Origin of the sequence: Bradyrhizobium sp. cf659 (assembly GCF_900113725.1) — a bacterium.
Lineage (GTDB): Bacteria > Pseudomonadota > Alphaproteobacteria > Rhizobiales > Xanthobacteraceae > Bradyrhizobium.
Window position 1 is genome coordinate 28,184 of sequence record NZ_FOQJ01000004.1, and the last position, 19,362, is coordinate 47,545.

Genomic DNA, 19,362 nt, shown 5'->3' on the forward strand with positions numbered 1-19,362 from the left:
CGGGATTGTCATCCCGGGTCCAGTGCGTTCGCGCGGGCTTGAGCGTCAGAGCATCTTGCCGACGATCTTTGTCATATCTGCCGCCGAAAACGCGCGCAGCGTTTCGGTGCGGACATTGCCGAGCGCGCAGAGACTAAGGCTGAGCGACATCGCGGCAGCCTCATCTGGAGCCTCGAGAACGGTTACAACGTCATATCGTCCCTGCGTCCAGACGATCTCTTTCACGGTCACGCCGAACGTTTTGGCCATCTCCTTGAAGGCGTCGGCCCGCTTCGGCGAGTCCTTGACGTTTCGGACTCCCTGATCAGTGAAGCTTCCCAGCACGACATAGGTTACCATGGTCGTCCTCCCTGGTTAGAACCCAGATACAATTCTCGCTTGAGGCAACCGCACCGAAGCTTGCCACGGTGGCTGAGATAGCGCTACTCGCGCGTTGGGACAGCGGATGTGACTTATTCGGTCAGGACATCGGCCGCGCGAAACTGAGCTCATGGCCGTCGGGGTCGGTGAGATGGAAGTAGCGCTCACCCCATTCTGCATCGCGCGGCGTGGTCGAAGGCCGCCATCCGGCGGCGCGTGCGCGCTCGTAGGTCCCGTCGACGTCGTCGACGTAGAAGATGATGCGGCCCCACCAGGACCAGCGCTTGTCGTCCGGCTGCGCCGTCAGGTTGAGATAGCCGGTGCCGGCGCGAAAGCTGGTGAATGCAGCGGCTTCGCCGCCATACAGGAGCTCGAACCCCAGCGAACGGTAGAAGTGCACGGCGCGCCCCATGTCATGCGTGCCGAGCGTGATGGCGCTGATGCTTTCGATCATGTGAGCTGCTCCGCCGAGAGGGACCTGGGCGCGATTGTACAGCCGCCTTGTTCAGGTTGACGATGATCCGGCCCGCCTTGCGGCTGGCGAACCGTATCCTGCTCTGGTATGAGGAGGCCGAACCCGCCCCCGCGGGTTCCGCGGTCCCGTAGCTCAGCCGGATAGAGCGGCGGTTTCCTAAACCGTAGGTCGGATGTTCGAGTCATCCCGGGATCGCCATTTTGTCATGGGCAATAGCTGCCATTTGGCGGGCCCTTCGGCGCAAAATTTGCTACAGGCAACAGACTTCCCTCCTGGCCCCGCCGACATGTCGGCCGCGCCTTACTGCCCCATCCGGAGACGATGATGCCTTTCGACCTGATCCTGCGCGGCGGCCGTGTGGTCGACCCGTCCCAGAAGCTCGATGCCGTGACCGACGTTGCCTTTTCCGGCGGCAAGGTGGCGGCGGTCGGCAGCGGGCTCAAGGCGGATCCGGGCACGGAGGTGCGCGATGTGTCACGCTACATCGTGACGCCGGGGCTGATCGATCTGCACACCCATGTCTATTGGGGCGGCACCTCGCTCGGCATCGACGCCGAGGAATTCTGCCGCCTCTCCGGCGTCACCACGGCGGTGGACACCGGAAGCGCGGGGCCCGGCAATTTCGCAGGCTTTCGCAAGCATGTGATCGAGCCGAGCCAGGTCCGCATCCTCGCCTATCTGCACGTCTCGCATGCCGGCATCTTCGGCTTCTCGCACCGGATCATGGTCGGCGAGAGCGAGGAGTTGCGGCTGATGAATCCGATTGAGGCGGCCAAGGTGGCGGATGCCAACCGCGACCTCATCGTCGGCATCAAGGTGCGCGTGGGCTTGCACTCCTCCGGCACCTCAGGGGTCGTGCCGCTCGACATCGCGCTCGAGGTCGCGAACGAGGTCGGCATGCCCCTGATGGCGCATATCGACCATCCGCCGCCGAGCTATGAGGACGTGCTGGCCCGCCTGCGTCCCGGCGACGTGCTGACCCATGCGTTCCGTCCCTTCCCCAACACGCCGGCGACGGCGCAAGGCACGGTGAAGAAGGCGGTGCTGGATGCACGCGAGCGCGGCGTGTTGTTCGACATCGGCCACGGCAAGGGCTCGTTCGCCTTCAAGACCGCGCGCGCGATGCTCGCCAACGGCTTCTATCCGGACACCATCTCCTCCGACATCCATCAGCTCTGCATCGATGGCCCGGCCTTCGACCAGGTGACGACCATGTCGAAGTTCTTGTGCATGGGCATGGAGCTGTCCGATGTGATCGCCGCCTCGACGGTGAACGCGGCGATGGCGCTGCGGCGCCCCGAGCTCGGCAGCCTCAAGCCGGGCTGCGTCGGCGACGCCACGCTGATCTCGGTCAGCCGAGGCCAGTTCGACTATGAGGACGTCGTCGGCGAGCACCTGATCGGGGATCGCAAGATCGTTTCGGAGGGCGTGGTCATCGGCGGCCGCTGGTGGCATCCGAATTGAGCGGGTCAGGCTTGCTCGCGATAGAATTGCAGCAACCGCGCGCCCGCCGGCGAGAGCCAGTCGGGTGCGCCGGTGATGTAACCCTCGACGTGATTGCTCGCGCCGACCAGATAGGTCACGGGCATGCCGACGAGCGTGAAGACCGAGGCTGAGGCTTCCGCCGCCGTGCCATACGCATCGACGTAGCAGGCGAGGTTCTGCACGGCGAGACCGCCGAGGAACGCGCGGATCTTGCGCAGGTCCTTCGTGTCGGTGCAGATCGCGACGACGTCGAGCCGGTCCGGCCGCGCTCCCGCGAGGCTTGCGAGCACGGGCAGATCGAGCCGGCAGGCCGCGCACCACGTCGCCCAGAAATTGACGAGCGTGATCCGGCCCGGCCGTGCCGTCAGCACAACGTCTTTTCCATGCAGGTCCTGAAGCCTGAGCTGTGGCATCGTTGCGCGCGGCCGCACGACGGTAAACTGGCTGCGGCCGGCCTCAAACACCGGCGGCCAGGCGGGATCGCCCTGCGCGCGGCTTGCGCGCGGAGGGACAAGGATCGCAGGCGCGGCCATCAGCAGCGCGCGCCTGGACAGTGTCGCGCCTCGCGCCCTGGGCTTCTCACGCATGGATATACGCCCAGCCCTTGAGTTGCAGATCGACCACGCGGCCGATACCGAAGGGGACGAGGCTGGCGCCTGATATCAGCGGAATCGAGACCTGCTCCTTGGCTTCGGCGATCGCCTTTGACGACGCGCACATGCTGTAGGTGAGATTGGGCAGCGACTGCCGCAGCGTCGCGAGCGGCTCGACCAGCGGGGTCTTGTCCGCCCGGAAGACGTCGATGCCCTTGCCGTTGGCGACGACCTCGATCAGCAATCGCGCGCCCTTCTCGGCGAAGTGCTTTGCGAGGTTCGCCGAGTAGCTGATCGCATGTCCCATGACATAGGGCTCGTTGCTGTCGATCAGGATCACGACGCCGTCGGCGAGACGGTCCTCCCTGGCGGCGGCGCCGCCCGCGGTGAGGACCGCGGTGCCTGCGAGCAGGCCCCTCCGGGACCATCCATTGGCTGAGATCATGGCGGCGGCGTTCCTGCCGCTCAGAACTGACGCGGCGCGATCGGCGCCTTGCGGCCGCGTCCCCACAATACGAACAGGCTGAGCGCAAGCAGGACGACATTGAGCGGCGTGACGTCAGCCTCGCCGCGCGAGAGGTGGAAGGCGAGCGCGAACACCTGCAACACCGTGCAGCCCAGCGCGGCCAGCACCGTCAACCGCGGCAGGATCCGCGTCAGGGCCGGCAGCAGGATGCCGATGCCGCCGGCGAGGTCGATCAGTCCGATGATTCGGACGAAGGTTTCGGAATACTGCCCGGCCCACGGCATCATCGCGGCCAGCTGAGGGATGGGGGTGAGCAGCTTGACCAGGCCGGCCAAGGCGAACACGAAGAAGATCAGGCCCTGTGCGGCCCAAAGGCCGATACGAAGGGCGCGGCCCGGGGTGGCGGTCTCGAAGGTGGTGGCGGACATGGTGGGGTCTCCAGTGAGGATTGCCACCATTTGATGGTTTCGCATTATTTGATCATTATGCGTTCCAGGATTAATTCCTTTCCTGGATGTTGATGATTTCATGGATTCGCTGGTCAGTATGAGGGTGTTTTGCCTGGTCGCGGAGCTGAAGAGCTTTGCGACCGCGGCGCAGCGCCTGCGCATTTCTCCCGCCATGGCGAGCAAGCACGTGATGCAGCTCGAGAAGCGGCTGGGCACGCGGCTACTCAACCGCACCAGCCGGCGGGTCAGCCTGAGCGAGAGCGGCGCGCTCTATTTCGAGCAGGCGCGGCAGATGCTGGATTCGCTCGACGAGGTCGAGGCCGCCGTCAGCAAGGCGACGGTCGTTCCGCGCGGCACGTTGCGGCTGACCGCGCCGGTGTGGATGGCGAATGCGATCTTCGCGGGCGTGCTGGCGGATTACCAGGCCCGCTATCCGGAGGTGTGTCTCGACGTCGATCTCAGCGGACGGCTGGTCAATCTGGTCGAGGAGGGATTCGATCTCGCTTTGCGCGCGACCGGCACGCCGGACGAGGCGCTGATCGCGCGTCCCATCACCAAGGTTCCGTTCTTGATGGTTGCAGCCCCTGCGTTCCTCAAACGCGCCGGACGCCCGGCGAAGCTCGCCGATCTTGCCGGCCAGGCGCTGTTGCACTACGCGCTCTATCCGGGCGAGAGCTTCTCCCTGAACAGGAATGGCACGGTCGAGACCGTCAAGCTCAATCCGGTCCTGCGTAGCGGCAACGAGACGCTGCTGCACATGGCCGCGCTGGAAGGCATGGGCTTCGCCTTCCTGCCGAAATGGCTGGTCACCGACGACATCGCCGCCGGTCGGCTCGTTCACATCCTGCCCGACGACGTCATCTTCGACGGGCGCCTGTTCGCCGTCTATCCGAGCCGCAAATACCTCTCCGCGAAGGTGAGGACCTTCATCGACTTCGTCGCCGCCGACAAGCGGATGCGGTGAGCGGCTACAGCGACCGCGGGATCAAAGGCCTGGAACAGCCCGGTCAGTCGCGTCCTGCTTCCATGATCGCCCTGGCAAGGCGTGCCGGATCGGAGAAGCACAGTTCGTGGCTCCCCGCCACCTGCACGAGGCGGAACAGGCCGAGCTTTTCCGACAGACGCGGATGCCAGGGATAGCCGTGCGGCAGCGCGGTGTCTTCGGTGCAGTTGATGTAGGATTTTGCCAGCGGCATCTCCGCCGGATTGGTCTTCAGCGCAATCTTGTCGCTGAAGGTCTTCAGCGAATGCGGATTGAGAATGTCGTAGGCGCGCTGCGCCAGTTCGAGATCGGCGTCGTTGATGAAGGCCTCGCGCCAGATCGGGAACGGGAGCACCACCGAGCCGTCGCCGCGCTCGGCCGCGATCATGTCGAACAGCCCGATATAGTGCGGCGGCACCATGTCGTTGAGCGACTCGCCATTGTTGGGCACGAAGGCGTTCCAGTAGACAAGGCGGCGGATGCGCTCCGGCACGAGGTCGGCAACGCCGGTGATGACCATGCCGCCATAGGAGTGGCCGAGCAGGATCACGTCGGTCAGATTGTTCTCGGCGAGGTAATCCGCGATCGACTGGATCGCCTCCTTCAGCCCCGTCGTCTTGGCATCGCCCGGGCGGTTGCCCTTGATGGTCGGGAGGTAGACCTGATGGCCGGCGGCCCGGATCGGCGCTGCGACCGGTTCGAGCTCGGCACCGGTGTGCCAGGCGCCGTGAACGAGAACGTAGGTCGACATATTGTAGCTCCCTCGGAAGGCTGGTTAGATCGGCGGGGCGATGGCCTTGCCGGCCGAACGCCGGTCTTTGTCGTTGTTGCCGCCATATTGAACCGGCCGGGATGCCGCGCGCTTGTCTGGCGCTGAACCGGATTGGTCTCGGAGCGAACTGATGGAGCAGGTCAATTCCCCGAGCCGGCCGCGGCACGCGATCTGGAACACCGCGGAGACCCGGCCGGACGAGCAGTTTTCCTATTACCGCGAGGCGATCTGCCAGGCATTCATGAACCTGACGCCGGAATCGGCGACGACGTCGCGCTTCCCGGCCAAGGTGGAGACGATCGGGCTCGGCACCGGCGCAATCAACCGGGTGATGTTTCCTGAGCACACGGTCAATCGCTCGCGTGCCGATATCGCGGCATCGCGCGACAGCTGCTTCTATCTCAACTTCAAGCTCGCCGGGCGCTGCCGCATGCTCCAGGATGGCCGAGAGGTCAGCCTGTCGCGGGGCCAGGTCGGCATCGTCGACAGCGACCGCGAGGTGACGCTGTTGCACGATCGCGGCCCGACGCTGAAGGTCGCTTCGTTCTGGGTGCCGTCGCGCGCCTTGCGCGACCGGCTGCCGCCGTCGTTCGATTTCAGGGCCGAGCGCGTGTCCGACGATCCCCATGTCGGTCACCTCATCATCGAGACCGCGCGCTCCCTGAACGCCGGTGCATTGCGGATGACGGAAGAGGACAGCGTTCGGCTGTTCGACGTGCTGCTCGATCTCGTTGCGCTCAGCCTGTCGCGCCGCTCGCGGGCGCAGACGGCGGAAGCCGCAAGCTTTGCGGACGCCACTGTGCTGGCGCTACGCCGTGCCATTCACGAGCGGCTGCGCGAGCCGGGATTGACGGTCGCGGCGGTCGCCGGCGCGGTCGGCATCAGCGAGCGCTACGTCCACAAGCTGTTCGAGCGCTCCGGCACGACGTTCTCGGACTATGTGATGGATCGCCGCCTCGTCGGCGCGGCGGCCGACCTGAAGGATCCGGCACTCTGCGGCCGCGCGATCGGCGCCATCGCGTTCGACTGGGGCTTTTCGGATCTCTCCCACTTCACGCGGCGCTTCAAGCAGCGCTTCGGCTGCCGGCCGCGCGACTGGCGTGTGCGATGAGGGAAGTTACGTGAGGGCGGCTTGTGGCAACGCTGTCGCCTGGATGTCCCCGCGTCGTCCCGGCGAAGGCCGGGACCCATACCGCGTGATCTATCAATCGCGAAAGGTAGGAGTACCAAACCGCTAGTCTTCGCCAAACTTCTCCCTGTGGTTATGGGTCCCGGCCTTCGCCGGGACGACAGTGTTTTTTGTGGATGCCAAATTGCCTCAAACGCCTTCGCCTGAGGTGAAGCGACGCTACAGCGACCTTGCGATCAGCAGCTTCATGATCTCGTTGGTGCCGCCATAGATCTTCTGGATGCGGGAATCGACGAAGATGCGCGAGATCGGGTATTCCTGCATGTAGCCGTAGCCGCCGAACAGCTGGAGGCATTCGTCGGCGGTCTGGACCTGCTTGTCCGAGCACCAGTATTTCGCCATCGAGGCCGTCACCGTGTCGAGGTCCTTGGCGACCAGGCGCTCGATGCACCAGTCGACGAAGACGCGCGCGATCATCGCTTCGGTCTTGCGCTCGGCGAGCGTGAAGGCGGTGTTCTGGAAATCCATCAGCGGCTTGCCGAAGGCCTTCCGTTCCTTGGTGTACTCGGTCGTGAGTTTGACGGCGCGCTCCATCGAGGCGACGGCGCCAACCGCAAGGGCAAGGCGCTCCCGCGGCAATTGCTGCATCAGCTGCACGAAGCCCTGACCCTCCTCCTTGCCGAGCAGGTTCTCCGGGGCTACCTGCACATTGTCGAAGAACAGCTCCGACGTATCGGAGGCATGCAGGCCGATCTTGTCGAGGTTGCGCCCGCGCTTGTAACCGTCCGCGCCTGACGTCTCGACCACGATCAGCGAAATACCCTTGGCCCCTTGCTCGCCGGTGCGCGCGACGACGATGACGAGATCGGCGGCCTGGCCGTTGGTGATGAAAGTCTTCTGGCCGTTGATGACGTAGGAATTGCCCTGCTTCTTCGCGGTGGTCTTCACGGCCTGGAGGTCCGAGCCTGTGCCGGGCTCGGTCATGGCGATGGCACCGACCATCTCGCCGCTCGCCATCTTCGGCAGCCAGCGCTTCTTCTGCTCCTCCGAGCCGTAATTGAGAATGTAGTGGGCGACGATGGCGCTGTGCACGGAGACCCCGGTCGTCAGCTCCGGCACGGTGCTCTCGAGATCATCCAGCACGGCGGCGTCATAGGCGAAGGTTGCGCCCAGGCCGCCATATTCCTCCGGCACGCTCGCCAGCAGCGCGCCCATCTCGCCGAGCCCGCGCCAGGCGAAGCGGTCGACCATCTTCTGCTCGCGCCATTTTTCGGCATGCGGCGCCAGGTCCTTGGCAAGATACTTCCGGAACTGGTCGCGGAAGACGTCGAGCTCTTCGGTCATCCAAGAGGAGCGGTAGGCCATGATTACCTCGGTTGATGCGGCGCTCCGGTTTGGTAGGCCAGGCCGCGGCGGCAATTATTGTGTTTTCAGGCTGCGCCGGTGACGCTACCAAGGCGGCCGGGGCAGCGTCTGTCGGGATGGCTGATTGTGGCGACCAAAACTCAAGAGCTCAAGCTCGACATCGAGCGCATCGGCACGGTCTCCGCGATCCTGACGCAGCCGGACAACGCGCGCGCCTGCTATGTGCTGGCGCACGGCGCGGGTGCCGATATGCGGCATGCGTTCATGGAGAAGGTCGCGGCCGGCCTCGCGGACCGCGGCATTGCCACGCTCCGCTTCAATTTCCTCTACATGGAAAAGAAGCTGGGACGTCCCGACCAGCCGGCGGTCGCGCACGCCGCCATCCGCGCGGCGGTCGCGGAGGCGACGCGGCTGTGCCCCGGATTGAAGCTCGTCGCGGGCGGGAAATCATTTGGCGGGCGCATGACCTCGCAGGCGCAGTCCAGGGCGGCATTGCCTGATGTCAAAGGGCTCGCCTTCCTCGGCTTTCCCCTGCATCCCGACAAGAAACCGTCGTCCGAGCGCGCCGAGCACCTCGCCGGCATCGCCATCCCCATGCTGTTCCTGCAAGGCACGCGCGATGGACTTGCCGATCTTGGCCATCTCAGGCCTGTCATTGCGGCACTGGGATCGAAGGCAACGCTGCATGAAGTCGAAGGAGGGGATCACTCCTTCGCGGTGCTGAAAAAGTCAGGCCGGACCAATGACGAGGCGCTCACGGAGGTGCTCGACACGCTCGCGGCCTGGATCGACCAACGCACCTGAGGCTCAGGCCGAATAGAGTCCCTTGTCTCGCGCTTTCTGGATCGCGAGCGCCGCGATCAGGTCGAGCGTCGGCGTCGACAGGCCGGCGGTGCGCGCGAAGGCGGCCGGAGCCCTGACCAGCACGTCGATCTCCATGGCACGGCCGAGCTCGTAATCCTGGAGCAACGACGGCTTGTGGTTGGGGGCGGGGCCGCTGCGCGTCACGCGCTTCACCTCGGGGATGAAGTGCTGGGCGATGTCGTTGGCCTCGTTCAGCATGCGCGGGATGACCTCGGTAAACGCGGGGTCGTCGCGGACGCCGCGTGCAGTCTGGCCGGTGAGCAGGCACAGCACCGACAGCGACATGTTGGTCAGCAGCTTTGACCAGATCGCCTCGCGGATCTCGGCCACCGGCGGCGATTCCAGCCGCGCATCGTTGAGGACGCCGCGGAGTTTCGTGATGCGCTCGCAATTGCGGTCGTCGCATTCGCCGATCAGCAGGCGGTTGCGGTCCGGCGTGAGGTTCTGCACCACGCCGGGCGCGATCACCTCGTTGGAGGAGAAGACCACGCCGCCGATGATCCGCTCCTTCGGGATGCAGGCGCGCAGGCGCCCGCCCGGATCGAGGAAGGAGATGTCCGGCGGGGTGGGATGCCGCGGTGGTAGGCCGATGCCGTACCACCAGGGAATGCCATTCTGGGCGAACACGATCGCGGTGTCGTCTTGCAGCAGCGGCTTGAGGCTGGAGACCAGTCCCGTCAGCGCGGTGGCCTTCAGCGTACTGATCACCACATCCTGTGGCCCGAGCTGGGCGGGATCCCCTGATGCGTTCACCTTGGCGCTGACCTCGGAATCGCCGATGCGCAGCTTCAGGCCGCCCGCGCGCGCCGCCTCCAGATGCGCCCCCCGCATCACGCATGACACCTCATGGCCGGCGCGTGCCAGCCTGACCGCGATATGGCTGCCGACGGCGCCCGCGCCGAAAATGCAGATGCGCATAGATGTACCGTTCCTGATCCCTTGGTGCCGCCCAACGCCAGCATGACACAAGCCGCCATGCGATGGACGCGGCCGCCCTACGCGGAAAGATATGGATCGGGATGCGTTGCCTCGGCCATACTGCGCGGCAAACAAGCGGAGGATCGCCGATGACTGCCAGCCCTGTCCTGTGGACCCTTGATGCGCGCGGGGTTGCGTCCGTCACGTTGAACCGTCCGGAGGTCAACAACGCCTATGACGGCGCGCTGATTGCCGGCGTGCTCGCGGCCATGGATGATCTCGGCAAGAAGCCCAATCTGCGGGTCGTGGTCCTCAAGGGCAACGGCAAGCATTTCCAGGCCGGCGCCGACCTCAAATGGATCAACGGCGTGCGGCCGCAATCGGCGGAGGCGAACGAGGCGGCCTCACGTGCGACCTTCGAGGCGGTGCAGCGGCTCAACACGCTGCCGATCCCGACGGTCGCGCTGGTGCAGGGCGGTTGTTTCGGCGGCGGTACCGGCGTGATCGCGGCCTGCGACGTCGTAATCGCGGCGGACAACGCACTGTTCTCGATCACGGAGGTGCGCTGGGGCCTGACGGCGGCGATCATCATTCCGCAGCTCTGCGATGCCATCGGCGTGCGGCAGGTCCGCCGCTACGCGCTGACCGGCGAACGCTTTGGTGCCGAGGACGCCCGCCGCATTGGCCTCGTCCACGAAGTCGTGCCGCTCGCCGAGCTGGAGGCCGCCGGCGCCAAGGTGGTCGAGCAATTGCTCGCCAACGGACCGGAGGCGATGGCCGAGACCAAGCGGCTCGCGCTGGAGAGCTCGTTCGGCGGGATGGCGGTGGACGATGCCGCCTACAAGCGACTCGTGCAGCTGCATTCGGTCAAGCGCCAGAGCGCGGAGGCGGCGGAAGGGCTGGCGTCGTTTGCCGAAAAGCGGGCGGCGAATTGGGGTGGCGGGACAGGCTGAGCGTTCTCCGCTCAGCAGCCGCGGCAGATGTTGTTGATGCTGCGATAGACGGCGTCGTCGTCCTGCCGCATCTGGCGCAACGTTTCGAGCGTCTTGCTCTCGTTGACCGGCGCGGCGGGCTTGCGCTTTGCGGCCAGCTCTTCCTCCTGCCGCTTGTAGCAGGCCTCGCGGTCGGCCTTGGCCGGGATGAAGCGGCAGGTCTGCTCCACGGCTGTGGCGGCGGTGGCTGAGATCGCGAGAGCGGTCAGGGCGGCGAATGCGTATTTCACGAATGTCGAATCCATGGCGGCCCTTCTCTCAGGTCTGTCACGCGAGAGCAACTGCGATGTTGCGACAGGTGCCCGACACGGCGCGCACCGCGTAGCCCGGATGAGCGAAGCGACATCCGGGAATGTTGCGAAAGTCCCGCATGTCGCTTCGCTCATGCGGGCTACCCCACCTCACAATTGACACGGCCTACAGCGACGGCGCCAGTGACGTTTTCAGCAGGGTGAGCAATGCCTGCACCGCGGCGGCATTGCGCCGCCGCTCGGGGATCGCGGCCTTGACCCACAATTCCGGAATCGGAAAGTCGCGCAGCACCGGCTTGAGCGTGCCGTCGCGCAAGGCATCCGCGACGAGATATTGCGATATCAGCGCGATGCCGTTGCCGGCGATCGCGCTGCGCGCCAGCACATGTCCTTCGTTGGAGGAGAGCAGCGGGCTGACCTGGATGCTGATGCGGCCGCGGGGGCCGTCAAAGATCCATTCCGGCCCCGTCGGCAGAAAGCTGAGGCAGCGATGCTCGACGAGGTCGCGCGGATGCTTTGGCGTGCCGTGCTTCTTCAAATGGGCGGGCGAAGCGCAGAGCAGCCGCTTCAGCGCACACAGCGGCTCGTCGACCACGCCGCCGAAGGAGTGCGGGAAGGCGCCGATGGCGATATCAAAGCCTTCGGTGACGGGATCGACCGGGCGGTCGATCAGCACGATCTCGAGCTTCAGCCGCGGGTTCTGGGTCTGGAAGGCGCTGAAGGCGTCGGCGAGCCGCGCCACCGTCAGCGAGGTCGGGGCCTTGATGCGGAGGTGATCGACGAGATCGTGGCCCTTCTCGCCCATGCGCGACAGCAGGTCGGTGGCGTCAGTGACGACACCGCGCGCGCGATGCACGTACCGCTGCCCGGCTTCGGTGAGCCGCAATTGCCGGGTCGAGCGGTGAAACAGCGGCGTGCCGATCCGTGCCTCCAGCTGCGTGACGCGCTTGGCGACGACCGAGGTCGAGACATCGAGCTTTCGCGCGGCGGCGGAGAAGCCGGCCGCATCCGCGGTGGCAAGGAAGGCCTGAAGATTCACCAGGATATCCATGTCGACCTTTCTCGATTCGCGAAAGCTGATCGCGTATTTTGGTGGATTGTAGCCTGCCTCGCGTTAATTCATAGTCGGTCCCAAGCAAGAGATTTTGGGAAGGGACGCGCCATGCGGGCCACGACGATCGAAGAACCAGCGCGCCAGGTGCCGCTCTACGGCGAATATGAAGTCGTCGTGCTTGGCGGCGGCCCGGCCGGCATCGTGGCGGCGGCTTCGGCGGCGCGGGCGGGGCGGAAGACGCTGCTGATCGAGCGCTACGGCTTCCTTGGTGGCATGGGCACCGCGGCCGGCGTCACCAATTTCTGCGGCCTGCATGGCAACGTCTACGGCAAGGCCCACCGGCTGGTGCAGGGCATGGCGTCCGAGCTCCTGGCGCGGATCGACCTGCTCAACGGCCTCAACACCCCGCATCTGATCCTCGGCAAGGTCTTTGCCCAGGCCTACGACACCGCGGCCTACAAGATCGCGGCCGACGAACTCCTCGCCAGCCACAAGGTGCACATCCTCTTCCATGCCCTCGGCGCCGGCGTGGTGATGGGCGACGACCGCCGCATCGACGCGCTGATGGTCGAGACCAAGGGTGGCCGGCAGGCGGTGCGCGGCGAGATCTTCATCGACTGCTCCGGCGACGGCGACCTCGCGGTCTGGGCCGGCGCACCGTTCGAAATCGGCGATGAACACGGCCATCCGCTCTACCCCTCGATGATGCTCCGCCTCAACGGCATCGATCCCGAGAGGGCGGGCGAGGCCTGGCGCACCATTCCGCAATTGATGGAAAAGGCGCTCGCCGCCGGCACCCACAAATTCCCGCGCAAGAGCGCCATCGTGCGGCCGCAGAAATCCGGCATCGAATGGCGGGTGAATTTCACGCAGGTGGCGCGCGAGGATGGCCACGCTATCAACGGCGTCGAGCCCGACGATCTCACCCGCGGTGAGATCGAGGGCCGCAAGCAGGCGCTCGCCGCGTTCGAATTCCTGCGCACCGTGCCGGGTTTTGAGAAGTCCTACATCGTCGATTTGCCGCCGCAGCTCGGCATCCGCGAGACCCGCCGGATCAAGGGCGGCTACCAGCTCAGCGGCGAGGACGTGCTCGGCTGCGCCTCGTTCGAGGATTCCATCGGCGTCAACGGCTGGCCGATCGAGGCTCATGTCCCCGGCGACGTCGTCTTCACCTTTCCGCCGATCCCGGAATCCCGCGGCTATAACGAGCTGCCCTACCGGATGCTGGTGCCCGAAGGCGTCGACAATCTGCTGGTCGCCGGCCGCTGCGCCTCGATGACCCATGAGGGCCAGTCGGCCGCCCGCGTCTCCGGTGCCTGTTTCGTGATGGGGGAGGCGGCCGGTTCCGCCGCCGCTCTGGCGCTCTCCGGAAACCGGGTCCCACGTGACATCCCCATTGAAAAATTGCAGGAAACGTTGAAACAACGGGGCGCCTTCATCGGGCGGGACCAGCCCGTACCCGAAGGGCTTTGACGGCTGCAAGACAACGACGGAGGAAACGGGATGATCGGGATTGCGCGGCTCGCGCTTGCGAGCCTTTTGGCGATCATGGCGATGGGCGCGGCGCAGGCTGAGGACGCGCTGAAGGCCAGGATCGGCGTGCTCCGCCTGTCCTCCTCCGCGCCGGTCTTCATCGCGCAGGACAAGGGCTATTTTCGCGAGGCTGGGCTCGATGTCGAGCTGAAATTCTTCGACGCGGCGCAGCCGATCGCGGTCGCCACCACCTCGGGCGATGTCGATTTCGGCGTCACCGCCTTCACGGCCGGTCTCTACAATCTTGCCGGCAAGGGCGTGCTGAAGGTGATCGGCGGCATGAGCCGCGAGAAGGCCGGCTACCCCCTGATCGGCTATTTCGCCAGCAACAACGCCTATGCCGCCGGCCTGAAGACGCCGAAGGACCTCGCGGGCAAGCGCGTGGCAATGACGCAGGTCGGATCATCCTTTCATTATTCACTCGGCCTGCTCGCCGACAAATACGGCTTCAAGCTCGCGGACGTGAAGATCGTTCCGCTGCAGTCGCTGTCGAACGCGGCGGCTGCGCTCAAGGGCGAAACCGTCGATGCGGCGCTGCTGCCGATCTCCACGGCGCGCAAGTTGATGGACGAGGGCGGTGCGAAATTCCTCGGCTGGGTCGGCGACGAGACGCCGTGGCAGCTGGGCGCGGTGTTCGCCGCGCCGAAGACGCTGACCAACAAGGTGCTGGTGACCAAGCTGCTCGGCGCCTTGGCAAAGGCCGACCGCGAGTATCACGACGTCATCCTCGCCGCGATGAAGGACGGCGTGGCGCCGATCAACGAGCAGACCAAGCCGCTGCTGGAGATCATCGCGAAGTACACCAATCTGCCGGTCGAGCAGGTGGTCGGCAACTGCGCTTACATCGATCCCGACGGCAAGCTCGACGTCAAGAACGTCGACAACCAGATCAAATGGCTCCAGGAGCAGGGCTTTGCCGACAAGGGCTTTGATGCCAATGCGATCATCGCCAAGGACTATGTGAAGGCGGATTGATGCTGCGCGCTTCAAATCATCCCCGTCATCCTGAGGTGCGAGCATTGCGGTGCAAATGCACCGCAATGAGAGCCTCGAAGGATGAACGGCCAAGCGGCATCCCGGCCGCACATCCTTCGAGGCTCGACTTGCGGCGTGCCGCAAGTCGAGCACCTCAGGATGACGGATCGAAGGTGAGAGCGTGAGATGGACCTGATCGCCAACCACATCACCCACCGCTTCGGCGATCTCGCCGTGCTCGACGACGTCTCGTTCACCGTCGGTGCCGGCGAGGTGGTGGCGATCGTCGGGCCCTCCGGTTGCGGCAAGAGCACGCTGCTGTCGATCCTCGGCGGGCTGTTGCAGCCGACATCGGGCGCGCCCGAGCTGCGCGGGGCGCCGCCGGCTGACAGTCTCAATCCGCTGACCTTCGTGTTCCAGGATTTTGCGCTGCTGCCCTGGGCGACGGTCGAGGAGAACGTCGAATTCCCGCTGCTGCACGCCCAGCTCTCGGCGGCGCAGCGCCGCGCGCTGGTCGAGGATGCGCTGCGCCGCACGGGCCTGACCGATTTCCGCCAGACCTATCCAAAGCAGCTCTCTGGCGGCATGCGCCAGCGGGTCGGCATTTCGCGCGCGCTTGCGGTCAGGCCCGCCATCCTGCTGATGGACGAGCCGCTTTCGGCGCTGGATTCGCAGACGCGCGAACTGCTGATGGAGGATTTCGTCCGCCTGCTCGCCGATGGCGGCATGGGCGCGGTTTACGTCACACACAATCTCGAAGAGGCGGCGCGGCTCGCCGACCGCATCGTGGTGCTGTCGCGCCGGCCCGGGCGCATCCGCGAGGTCGTCACCGTGCCGATGACGCGCACTGAGCGCGGCGAAACGGCGGCGCGTGAAAAGCTGCTGGCGCTCCAGAACCAGATCTGGTCGCTCATCCGCCACGAGGCGATCGATGCCGAGCGCGAGGTCCAGCATGCTTGATCGCGCACCGTCGGCGGAGACACCTGTAAAGAGCGAGGCGACCCGGCGCGTCCGCTTCCGCGGCGCCGGCTTCGTGCCCGCGTCGAGCCGGTTCGGCGGCTGGATCGCGCTCGCGCTCGTCATCGCGCTCTGGCAGGCTGCCGGCAGCGTCGGTCTCGTCAATCCGCTGTTCCTGCCGGCACCGTCAGCGATCGTGCGCGCAATCTACGAGCTCGCGATGTCAGGCGCGCTCTGGCAGCACCTCTCGGCCTCGCTGCTGCGCATCGGCGTCGGCTGGCTGCTGGGAACGGCGGCCGGCGTCGCCGTCGGCTTTGCCATCGGCCTGTCGCGGCTCGCGCGCAGCGTCGGCATCACCTTCATCTCGGCGCTGTTTCCGATTCCGAAGATCGCGCTGCTGCCGCTCTTGATCCTCTGGCTCGGCATCGGCGAAGAGCCGAAGATCGCGACCATCGCGCTCGGCGTGTTCTTCTCGACCGCGATCTCGGTCTATAGCGGCGTCGATGCGGTGCCGCGCAACCTCATCCGCATGGCGCAGAGCTTCAACGTCCCCTTCGCCACCATCGTGCGCAAGGTGATCTGGCCGGGCGCGCTGCCCGCAATCCTCGCCGGCTTCCGCATCACCGCCTCCGTCGCGCTGCTGCTCGTCGTCAGCGCCGAGATGATCGGCGCGCAATACGGCATCGGCGCCTTCGTGCTTCAGGCCGGCAATCTGATGCAGACGGACCAGCTGCTCGCGGGCGTGGTGATCCTGTCGGTGTTCGGGCTGGTGGTGGGGAAGGTGATCAATCTGCTGGAGACGCGGTTGCTGCACTGGCGGTAGCCACGTTAGCAATGGTGATGTGGATGGAGGCGCGGGCCACAACCCTGCCGTCGTCCCGGCGAAGGCCGGGACCCATAACCCCAGGGAGGGGTTTGGCGAAGACCCGTAGTTACCTTTCGTCGGTACGAATGCCGCCGTTCCCCGATAGATCACGCGGTATGGGTCCCGGCCTTCGCCGGGACGACACCGAATGTAAGGCTATAGCAGCCCAACCTCACGCGTTCCCGCGATCTTCCCGGAACAGGTCGAGCTTCTGCTGCACCGGGCGGTCCGAGAAGCTGAACAGCACCGCGTCGTCATCGGCCTCGTGCGTGACCGAGTGCCAGCTCGGCACCACGAACAGGTCGCGCGGGCCCCATTCGAATACGGCATCGCCGATGCGGCTACGGCCGCGCCCCTCGATCGGACAGAAGACCGTCGCATCCGTTGATCGATAGCGTGCGGTCTTGAACCCCTTCGGCAGCAGCTGGATGAACGTGCCGATGGTGGGCATCGCAAAGTCGCCGGTCTCGGGGTTGCTGAACTTCAGCTTCAGCCCGTGGCAGGCGTCCCATTCCTGGCTCGCGCGAGCCTTCTCCAGCGCCTCACGGGTGTAGGCATAGGGATAGCTGAAGATCGGCGAGGTCCTCGAACTCCGCTTCACGTCGACCGGCAGCAGATTGTGGCCGTAGCGCGCAAAGCTGTCGCCGGCGGGCTTCGTGATCCTCTGCTGGTCCTCCTTCGAGCCTTCCGCAAAGGAGCAGTCGAAGAACTGCACCAGCGGGATATCGAGGCCGTCGAGCCAGAACATCGGCTCGTCAGTCTCGTTGGAGTGGTCGTGCCAGGTCATCGACGGCGTGATGATGAAATCGCCGGGCTCCATCGCCGTGCGCTCGCCATCGACGGCGGTGTGGGCACCCTTGCCTTCGAGCACGAAGCGCAGCGCCGACTGGCTGTGCCGGTGCGCGGGGGCGACGTCGCCGGGCACCACCATCTGCACGCCGGCATAGAGCGAGGTCGTGATCTTGGACTGGCCGCGCAGGCCCGGGTTCTCCAGCACCAGCACCCGCCGTTCGGCTTCCTTGGCCGTGATCAGCTTGCCGGCTTCCGTCATGTAGTCGCGGATGACGTCGAATTTCCAGAGGTGCGGCCGGCAGGCGCTCTTCGGCTCCGGCGTGATCAAATCGCTCATCACCGTCCACAGCGCGGTGAGATTTTCGCCGTCGATCTTCTTGTAGAACGCCTCGCGTTCCGGCGTCTTGGTCACGGCTTCCATGGTGGCGCTCCCGTCGTTTTGTTGATTGACAGTATACTGACGATCTAGGTAGCGTCAACGCTGGCGAGTTGCCGTCATTCCGGGGCGACGCGCCAGCGTCGAGCTATGGTGCGCAATTGCGCACCTGAGAATCCATAACCACGATCGGGAGTATGGATTCCGGGCTCTCGCTTCGCGAGCCCCGGAATGACAGAGAATAAGAGGGAGGTTTTCGATGAAGCTGCACGGCTATTTCCGCTCCAGTGCCGCCTATCGCGTGCGGATCGCGCTGAATCTGAAGGGGCTCGGCGCCGAGCATCTGCCGCATCATCTTCGCAAGGGCGAGCAATGCGCGCCCGCCTATCTCGCCATCAATCCGCAAGGGCTGGTGCCGACGCTGGAGAGCGATGGCGGCGCCGTGCTGACCCAATCGGTGGCGATCATCGAATGGCTCGACGAGACGCACCCCAATCCGCCGCTGCTGCCGAAGGATCCGCTGCGGCGCGCCAAGGTGAGGGCGTTCGCACTGGCGATCGCCTGCGACACCCATCCGGTGCAGAATCTGAAGGTGCTGGCGCGGCTGCGCGAGCTTGGCCTTGCGGAAGAGAAGGTCCAGGAATGGGCCGCCTGGGTCAACCGCGAGGGGCTGTCGGCCTGCGAAACGCTGATCAGGGACGAGCCGGGGCCGTTCTGCTTCGGCGATGCGCCGACGCTCGCCGATCTCTGCCTCGTGCCCCAGCTTGCCAATGCTCGCCGCTTTGGCGTCGATGTCTCGGCCTATCCGCGCCTTCTCAAGGCAGAGGCCGCGGCGAAGGCGTTGCCGGCATTCGCCAATGCGGCACCGGAGAAGCAGCCCGATGCCGAGTAAGCCTCCCCCTCCGATCACGATGGACGCGGTCTATGCCGCGCCGGGCTATCTGTTCCGGCGTATGCAGCAGATCGCGGTCTCGATCTTCATGGAGGAGTGCAAGGCGTTCGATCTCACGCCGGTGCAATATGGGGCGCTGATTGCGATCCACACTCATCCCGGCATCGATGCGACGCGGCTGTCGGCGGTGATCGCGTTCGACCGCTCCACCCTCGGCAGCGTGATCGAGCGGCTCCAGGCCAAGGACTATATCGAGCGCAAGCCTGCGCCCGAGGACAAGCGGATCAAGCTGCTCTATCTGACCAAGTCGGGCGCCGCGATCCTGCGCGAGATCATCCCCGCCGTCGAACGCGCCCAGGCGCGCATGCTGGAGCCGCTGAAGCCCGCCGACCGCAAGACGCTGATGGGGCTTCTGGTGCAGCTCGTCGATCTCAACAACGAAGTCTCGCGCGTGCCGCTGCGGGCCGAGGACGCGCTGGAGCATCTGGGGAAGGGCGGGTGAGGGGTAGGTGCCTGTAAGGCTGTGCAGGCACCTCATTCTCAGTGTCGTCCCGGCGAAGGCCGGGACCCATAACCACGAATCTTGGTTTGGCGAAGACAGGCAATGACCATCTCGCGCCACACGGCTGCCTCGGCGTATGGGTCCCGGCCCCCCGTGCGCAATTGCGCGCTTGTTCGGGACGACACTGAGGGTGTGGTGACGCCGCCGCCTCAATCTCCGCTGTCATTCCCCGCGAAGGCGGGGAATCCAGTACGCCGCGGCCTCTCGGCTTAATCACAGCTGCCTCTGGAATACTGGATCGCCCGCCTTCGCGGG

Annotated in this window: 22 protein-coding genes and 1 tRNA gene; 12 read left to right on the forward strand and 11 right to left on the reverse strand. The window is 65.6% G+C overall.

Annotation, left to right across the window (positions count from 1 at the left end):
- Positions 1 to 45 precede the first annotated feature (45 nt).
- Positions 46 to 339 (reverse strand): GYD domain-containing protein, encoded by a 294-nt coding sequence (locus BM118_RS19225; protein ID WP_092187084.1) that lies wholly within the window; start codon positions 337 to 339, stop codon positions 46 to 48.
- A gap of 121 nt (positions 340 to 460) precedes the next feature.
- Entirely contained in the window at positions 461 to 814 is a 354-nt protein-coding gene (locus tag BM118_RS19230) for a VOC family protein (RefSeq protein WP_092187085.1), read from the reverse strand.
- A 142-nt stretch (positions 815 to 956) separates the two neighbouring features.
- Here BM118_RS19230 and BM118_RS19235 point away from each other — a divergent pair.
- Positions 957 to 1,033 (forward strand) — tRNA-Arg (locus BM118_RS19235).
- Between the two features lie 126 nt (positions 1,034 to 1,159).
- A complete protein-coding gene (locus BM118_RS19240) occupies positions 1,160 to 2,299 on the forward strand; it encodes an amidohydrolase/deacetylase family metallohydrolase (protein WP_092187553.1) in 1,140 nt (379 codons plus the stop codon).
- 5 nt (positions 2,300 to 2,304) lie between these two features.
- Here the strand turns inward: BM118_RS19240 and BM118_RS19245 are convergent, their stop codons facing one another.
- Genes BM118_RS19245 through BM118_RS19255 form a run of 3 tightly spaced genes read right to left on the reverse strand, consistent with a single transcriptional unit; the run spans position 2,305 to position 3,807 of the window.
- Complete coding sequence (locus BM118_RS19245) at positions 2,305 to 2,907, reverse strand: TlpA disulfide reductase family protein (RefSeq protein WP_092187086.1); 603 nt, start codon at positions 2,905 to 2,907, stop codon at positions 2,305 to 2,307.
- Complete coding sequence (locus BM118_RS19250) at positions 2,900 to 3,358, reverse strand: DsrE family protein (RefSeq protein ID WP_177234456.1); 459 nt, start codon at positions 3,356 to 3,358, stop codon at positions 2,900 to 2,902. Before BM118_RS19250 ends, BM118_RS19245 begins: the two co-directional genes overlap by 8 nt.
- A gap of 20 nt (positions 3,359 to 3,378) precedes the next feature.
- Positions 3,379 to 3,807: a DoxX family protein gene (locus tag BM118_RS19255; protein WP_177234457.1), complete on the reverse strand. Its 429-nt coding sequence runs from the start codon at positions 3,805 to 3,807 to the stop codon at positions 3,379 to 3,381.
- 100 nt (positions 3,808 to 3,907) lie between these two features.
- Here BM118_RS19255 and BM118_RS19260 point away from each other — a divergent pair, with 100 nt between their 5' ends.
- Entirely contained in the window at positions 3,908 to 4,792 is an 885-nt protein-coding gene (locus BM118_RS19260; RefSeq protein ID WP_092187088.1) for a LysR family transcriptional regulator, read from the forward strand.
- A gap of 43 nt (positions 4,793 to 4,835) precedes the next feature.
- Here BM118_RS19260 and BM118_RS19265 read toward each other — a convergent pair whose 3' ends face one another.
- Positions 4,836 to 5,561, reverse strand: a complete 726-nt coding sequence (locus BM118_RS19265; protein WP_092187089.1) for an alpha/beta hydrolase — start codon at positions 5,559 to 5,561, stop codon at positions 4,836 to 4,838.
- A gap of 151 nt (positions 5,562 to 5,712) precedes the next feature.
- On the opposite strand from BM118_RS19265, the gene BM118_RS19270 reads away from it, so the two are divergent.
- Positions 5,713 to 6,693, forward strand: coding sequence for a helix-turn-helix domain-containing protein (locus tag BM118_RS19270; protein ID WP_092187090.1), 981 nt, complete (start codon positions 5,713 to 5,715; stop codon positions 6,691 to 6,693).
- A gap of 237 nt (positions 6,694 to 6,930) precedes the next feature.
- On the opposite strand, the gene BM118_RS19275 is transcribed toward BM118_RS19270, so the two are convergent.
- On the reverse strand, positions 6,931 to 8,076 hold the full coding sequence (locus BM118_RS19275; RefSeq protein ID WP_092187091.1) for an acyl-CoA dehydrogenase family protein: 1,146 nt from the start codon (positions 8,074 to 8,076) through the stop codon (positions 6,931 to 6,933).
- Positions 8,077 to 8,202: 126 nt separating this feature from the next.
- On the opposite strand from BM118_RS19275, the gene BM118_RS19280 reads away from it, so the two are divergent.
- On the forward strand, positions 8,203 to 8,880 hold the full coding sequence (locus BM118_RS19280) for an alpha/beta hydrolase family protein (protein WP_177234458.1): 678 nt from the start codon (positions 8,203 to 8,205) through the stop codon (positions 8,878 to 8,880).
- 3 nt (positions 8,881 to 8,883) lie between these two features.
- Here BM118_RS19280 and BM118_RS19285 read toward each other — a convergent pair whose 3' ends face one another.
- Positions 8,884 to 9,858 carry a ketopantoate reductase family protein gene (locus tag BM118_RS19285; RefSeq protein WP_092187093.1) on the reverse strand — a complete coding sequence of 325 codons (975 nt, stop codon included), beginning with the start codon at positions 9,856 to 9,858 and terminating at the stop codon, positions 8,884 to 8,886.
- A 149-nt stretch (positions 9,859 to 10,007) separates the two neighbouring features.
- Between BM118_RS19285 and BM118_RS19290 the strand changes: the two genes are divergently transcribed.
- On the forward strand, positions 10,008 to 10,811 hold the full coding sequence (locus BM118_RS19290; RefSeq protein WP_092187094.1) for an enoyl-CoA hydratase-related protein: 804 nt from the start codon (positions 10,008 to 10,010) through the stop codon (positions 10,809 to 10,811).
- A gap of 11 nt (positions 10,812 to 10,822) precedes the next feature.
- Here the strand turns inward: BM118_RS19290 and BM118_RS19295 are convergent, their stop codons facing one another.
- Both BM118_RS19295 and BM118_RS19300 read right to left on the reverse strand, forming a co-directional pair.
- Positions 10,823 to 11,095 (reverse strand): hypothetical protein, encoded by a 273-nt coding sequence (locus tag BM118_RS19295; protein ID WP_092187095.1) that lies wholly within the window; start codon positions 11,093 to 11,095, stop codon positions 10,823 to 10,825.
- A 172-nt stretch (positions 11,096 to 11,267) separates the two neighbouring features.
- Positions 11,268 to 12,152, reverse strand: a complete 885-nt coding sequence (locus BM118_RS19300) for a LysR family transcriptional regulator (RefSeq protein ID WP_092187096.1) — start codon at positions 12,150 to 12,152, stop codon at positions 11,268 to 11,270.
- Between the two features lie 111 nt (positions 12,153 to 12,263).
- On the opposite strand from BM118_RS19300, the gene BM118_RS19305 reads away from it, so the two are divergent.
- The 4 genes from BM118_RS19305 to BM118_RS19320 all read left to right on the forward strand — a co-directional run bounded on the left by BM118_RS19305 (position 12,264) and on the right by BM118_RS19320 (position 16,443).
- Positions 12,264 to 13,628 carry an FAD-dependent oxidoreductase gene (locus BM118_RS19305; protein WP_092187097.1) on the forward strand — a complete coding sequence of 455 codons (1,365 nt, stop codon included), beginning with the start codon at positions 12,264 to 12,266 and terminating at the stop codon, positions 13,626 to 13,628.
- A gap of 30 nt (positions 13,629 to 13,658) precedes the next feature.
- A complete protein-coding gene (locus BM118_RS19310; RefSeq protein WP_092187098.1) occupies positions 13,659 to 14,663 on the forward strand; it encodes an ABC transporter substrate-binding protein in 1,005 nt (334 codons plus the stop codon).
- Between the two features lie 186 nt (positions 14,664 to 14,849).
- Positions 14,850 to 15,623, forward strand: a complete 774-nt coding sequence (locus BM118_RS19315) for an ABC transporter ATP-binding protein (RefSeq protein WP_092187099.1) — start codon at positions 14,850 to 14,852, stop codon at positions 15,621 to 15,623.
- Positions 15,616 to 16,443, forward strand: a complete 828-nt coding sequence (locus BM118_RS19320; protein WP_177234459.1) for an ABC transporter permease — start codon at positions 15,616 to 15,618, stop codon at positions 16,441 to 16,443. Before BM118_RS19315 ends, BM118_RS19320 begins: the two co-directional genes overlap by 8 nt.
- A 214-nt stretch (positions 16,444 to 16,657) precedes the next feature.
- Here BM118_RS19320 and gtdA read toward each other — a convergent pair whose 3' ends face one another.
- Complete coding sequence (gtdA, locus tag BM118_RS19325) at positions 16,658 to 17,698, reverse strand: gentisate 1,2-dioxygenase (protein WP_092187101.1); 1,041 nt, start codon at positions 17,696 to 17,698, stop codon at positions 16,658 to 16,660.
- Between the two features lie 214 nt (positions 17,699 to 17,912).
- Between gtdA and maiA the strand changes: the two genes are divergently transcribed.
- Both maiA and BM118_RS19335 read left to right on the forward strand, forming a co-directional pair.
- Entirely contained in the window at positions 17,913 to 18,545 is a 633-nt protein-coding gene (gene maiA / locus BM118_RS19330; RefSeq protein WP_092187102.1) for a maleylacetoacetate isomerase, read from the forward strand.
- Positions 18,535 to 19,047, forward strand: a complete 513-nt coding sequence (locus tag BM118_RS19335; RefSeq protein ID WP_177234460.1) for a MarR family winged helix-turn-helix transcriptional regulator — start codon at positions 18,535 to 18,537, stop codon at positions 19,045 to 19,047. Before maiA ends, BM118_RS19335 begins: the two co-directional genes overlap by 11 nt.
- Positions 19,048 to 19,362: the final 315 nt, after the last annotated feature.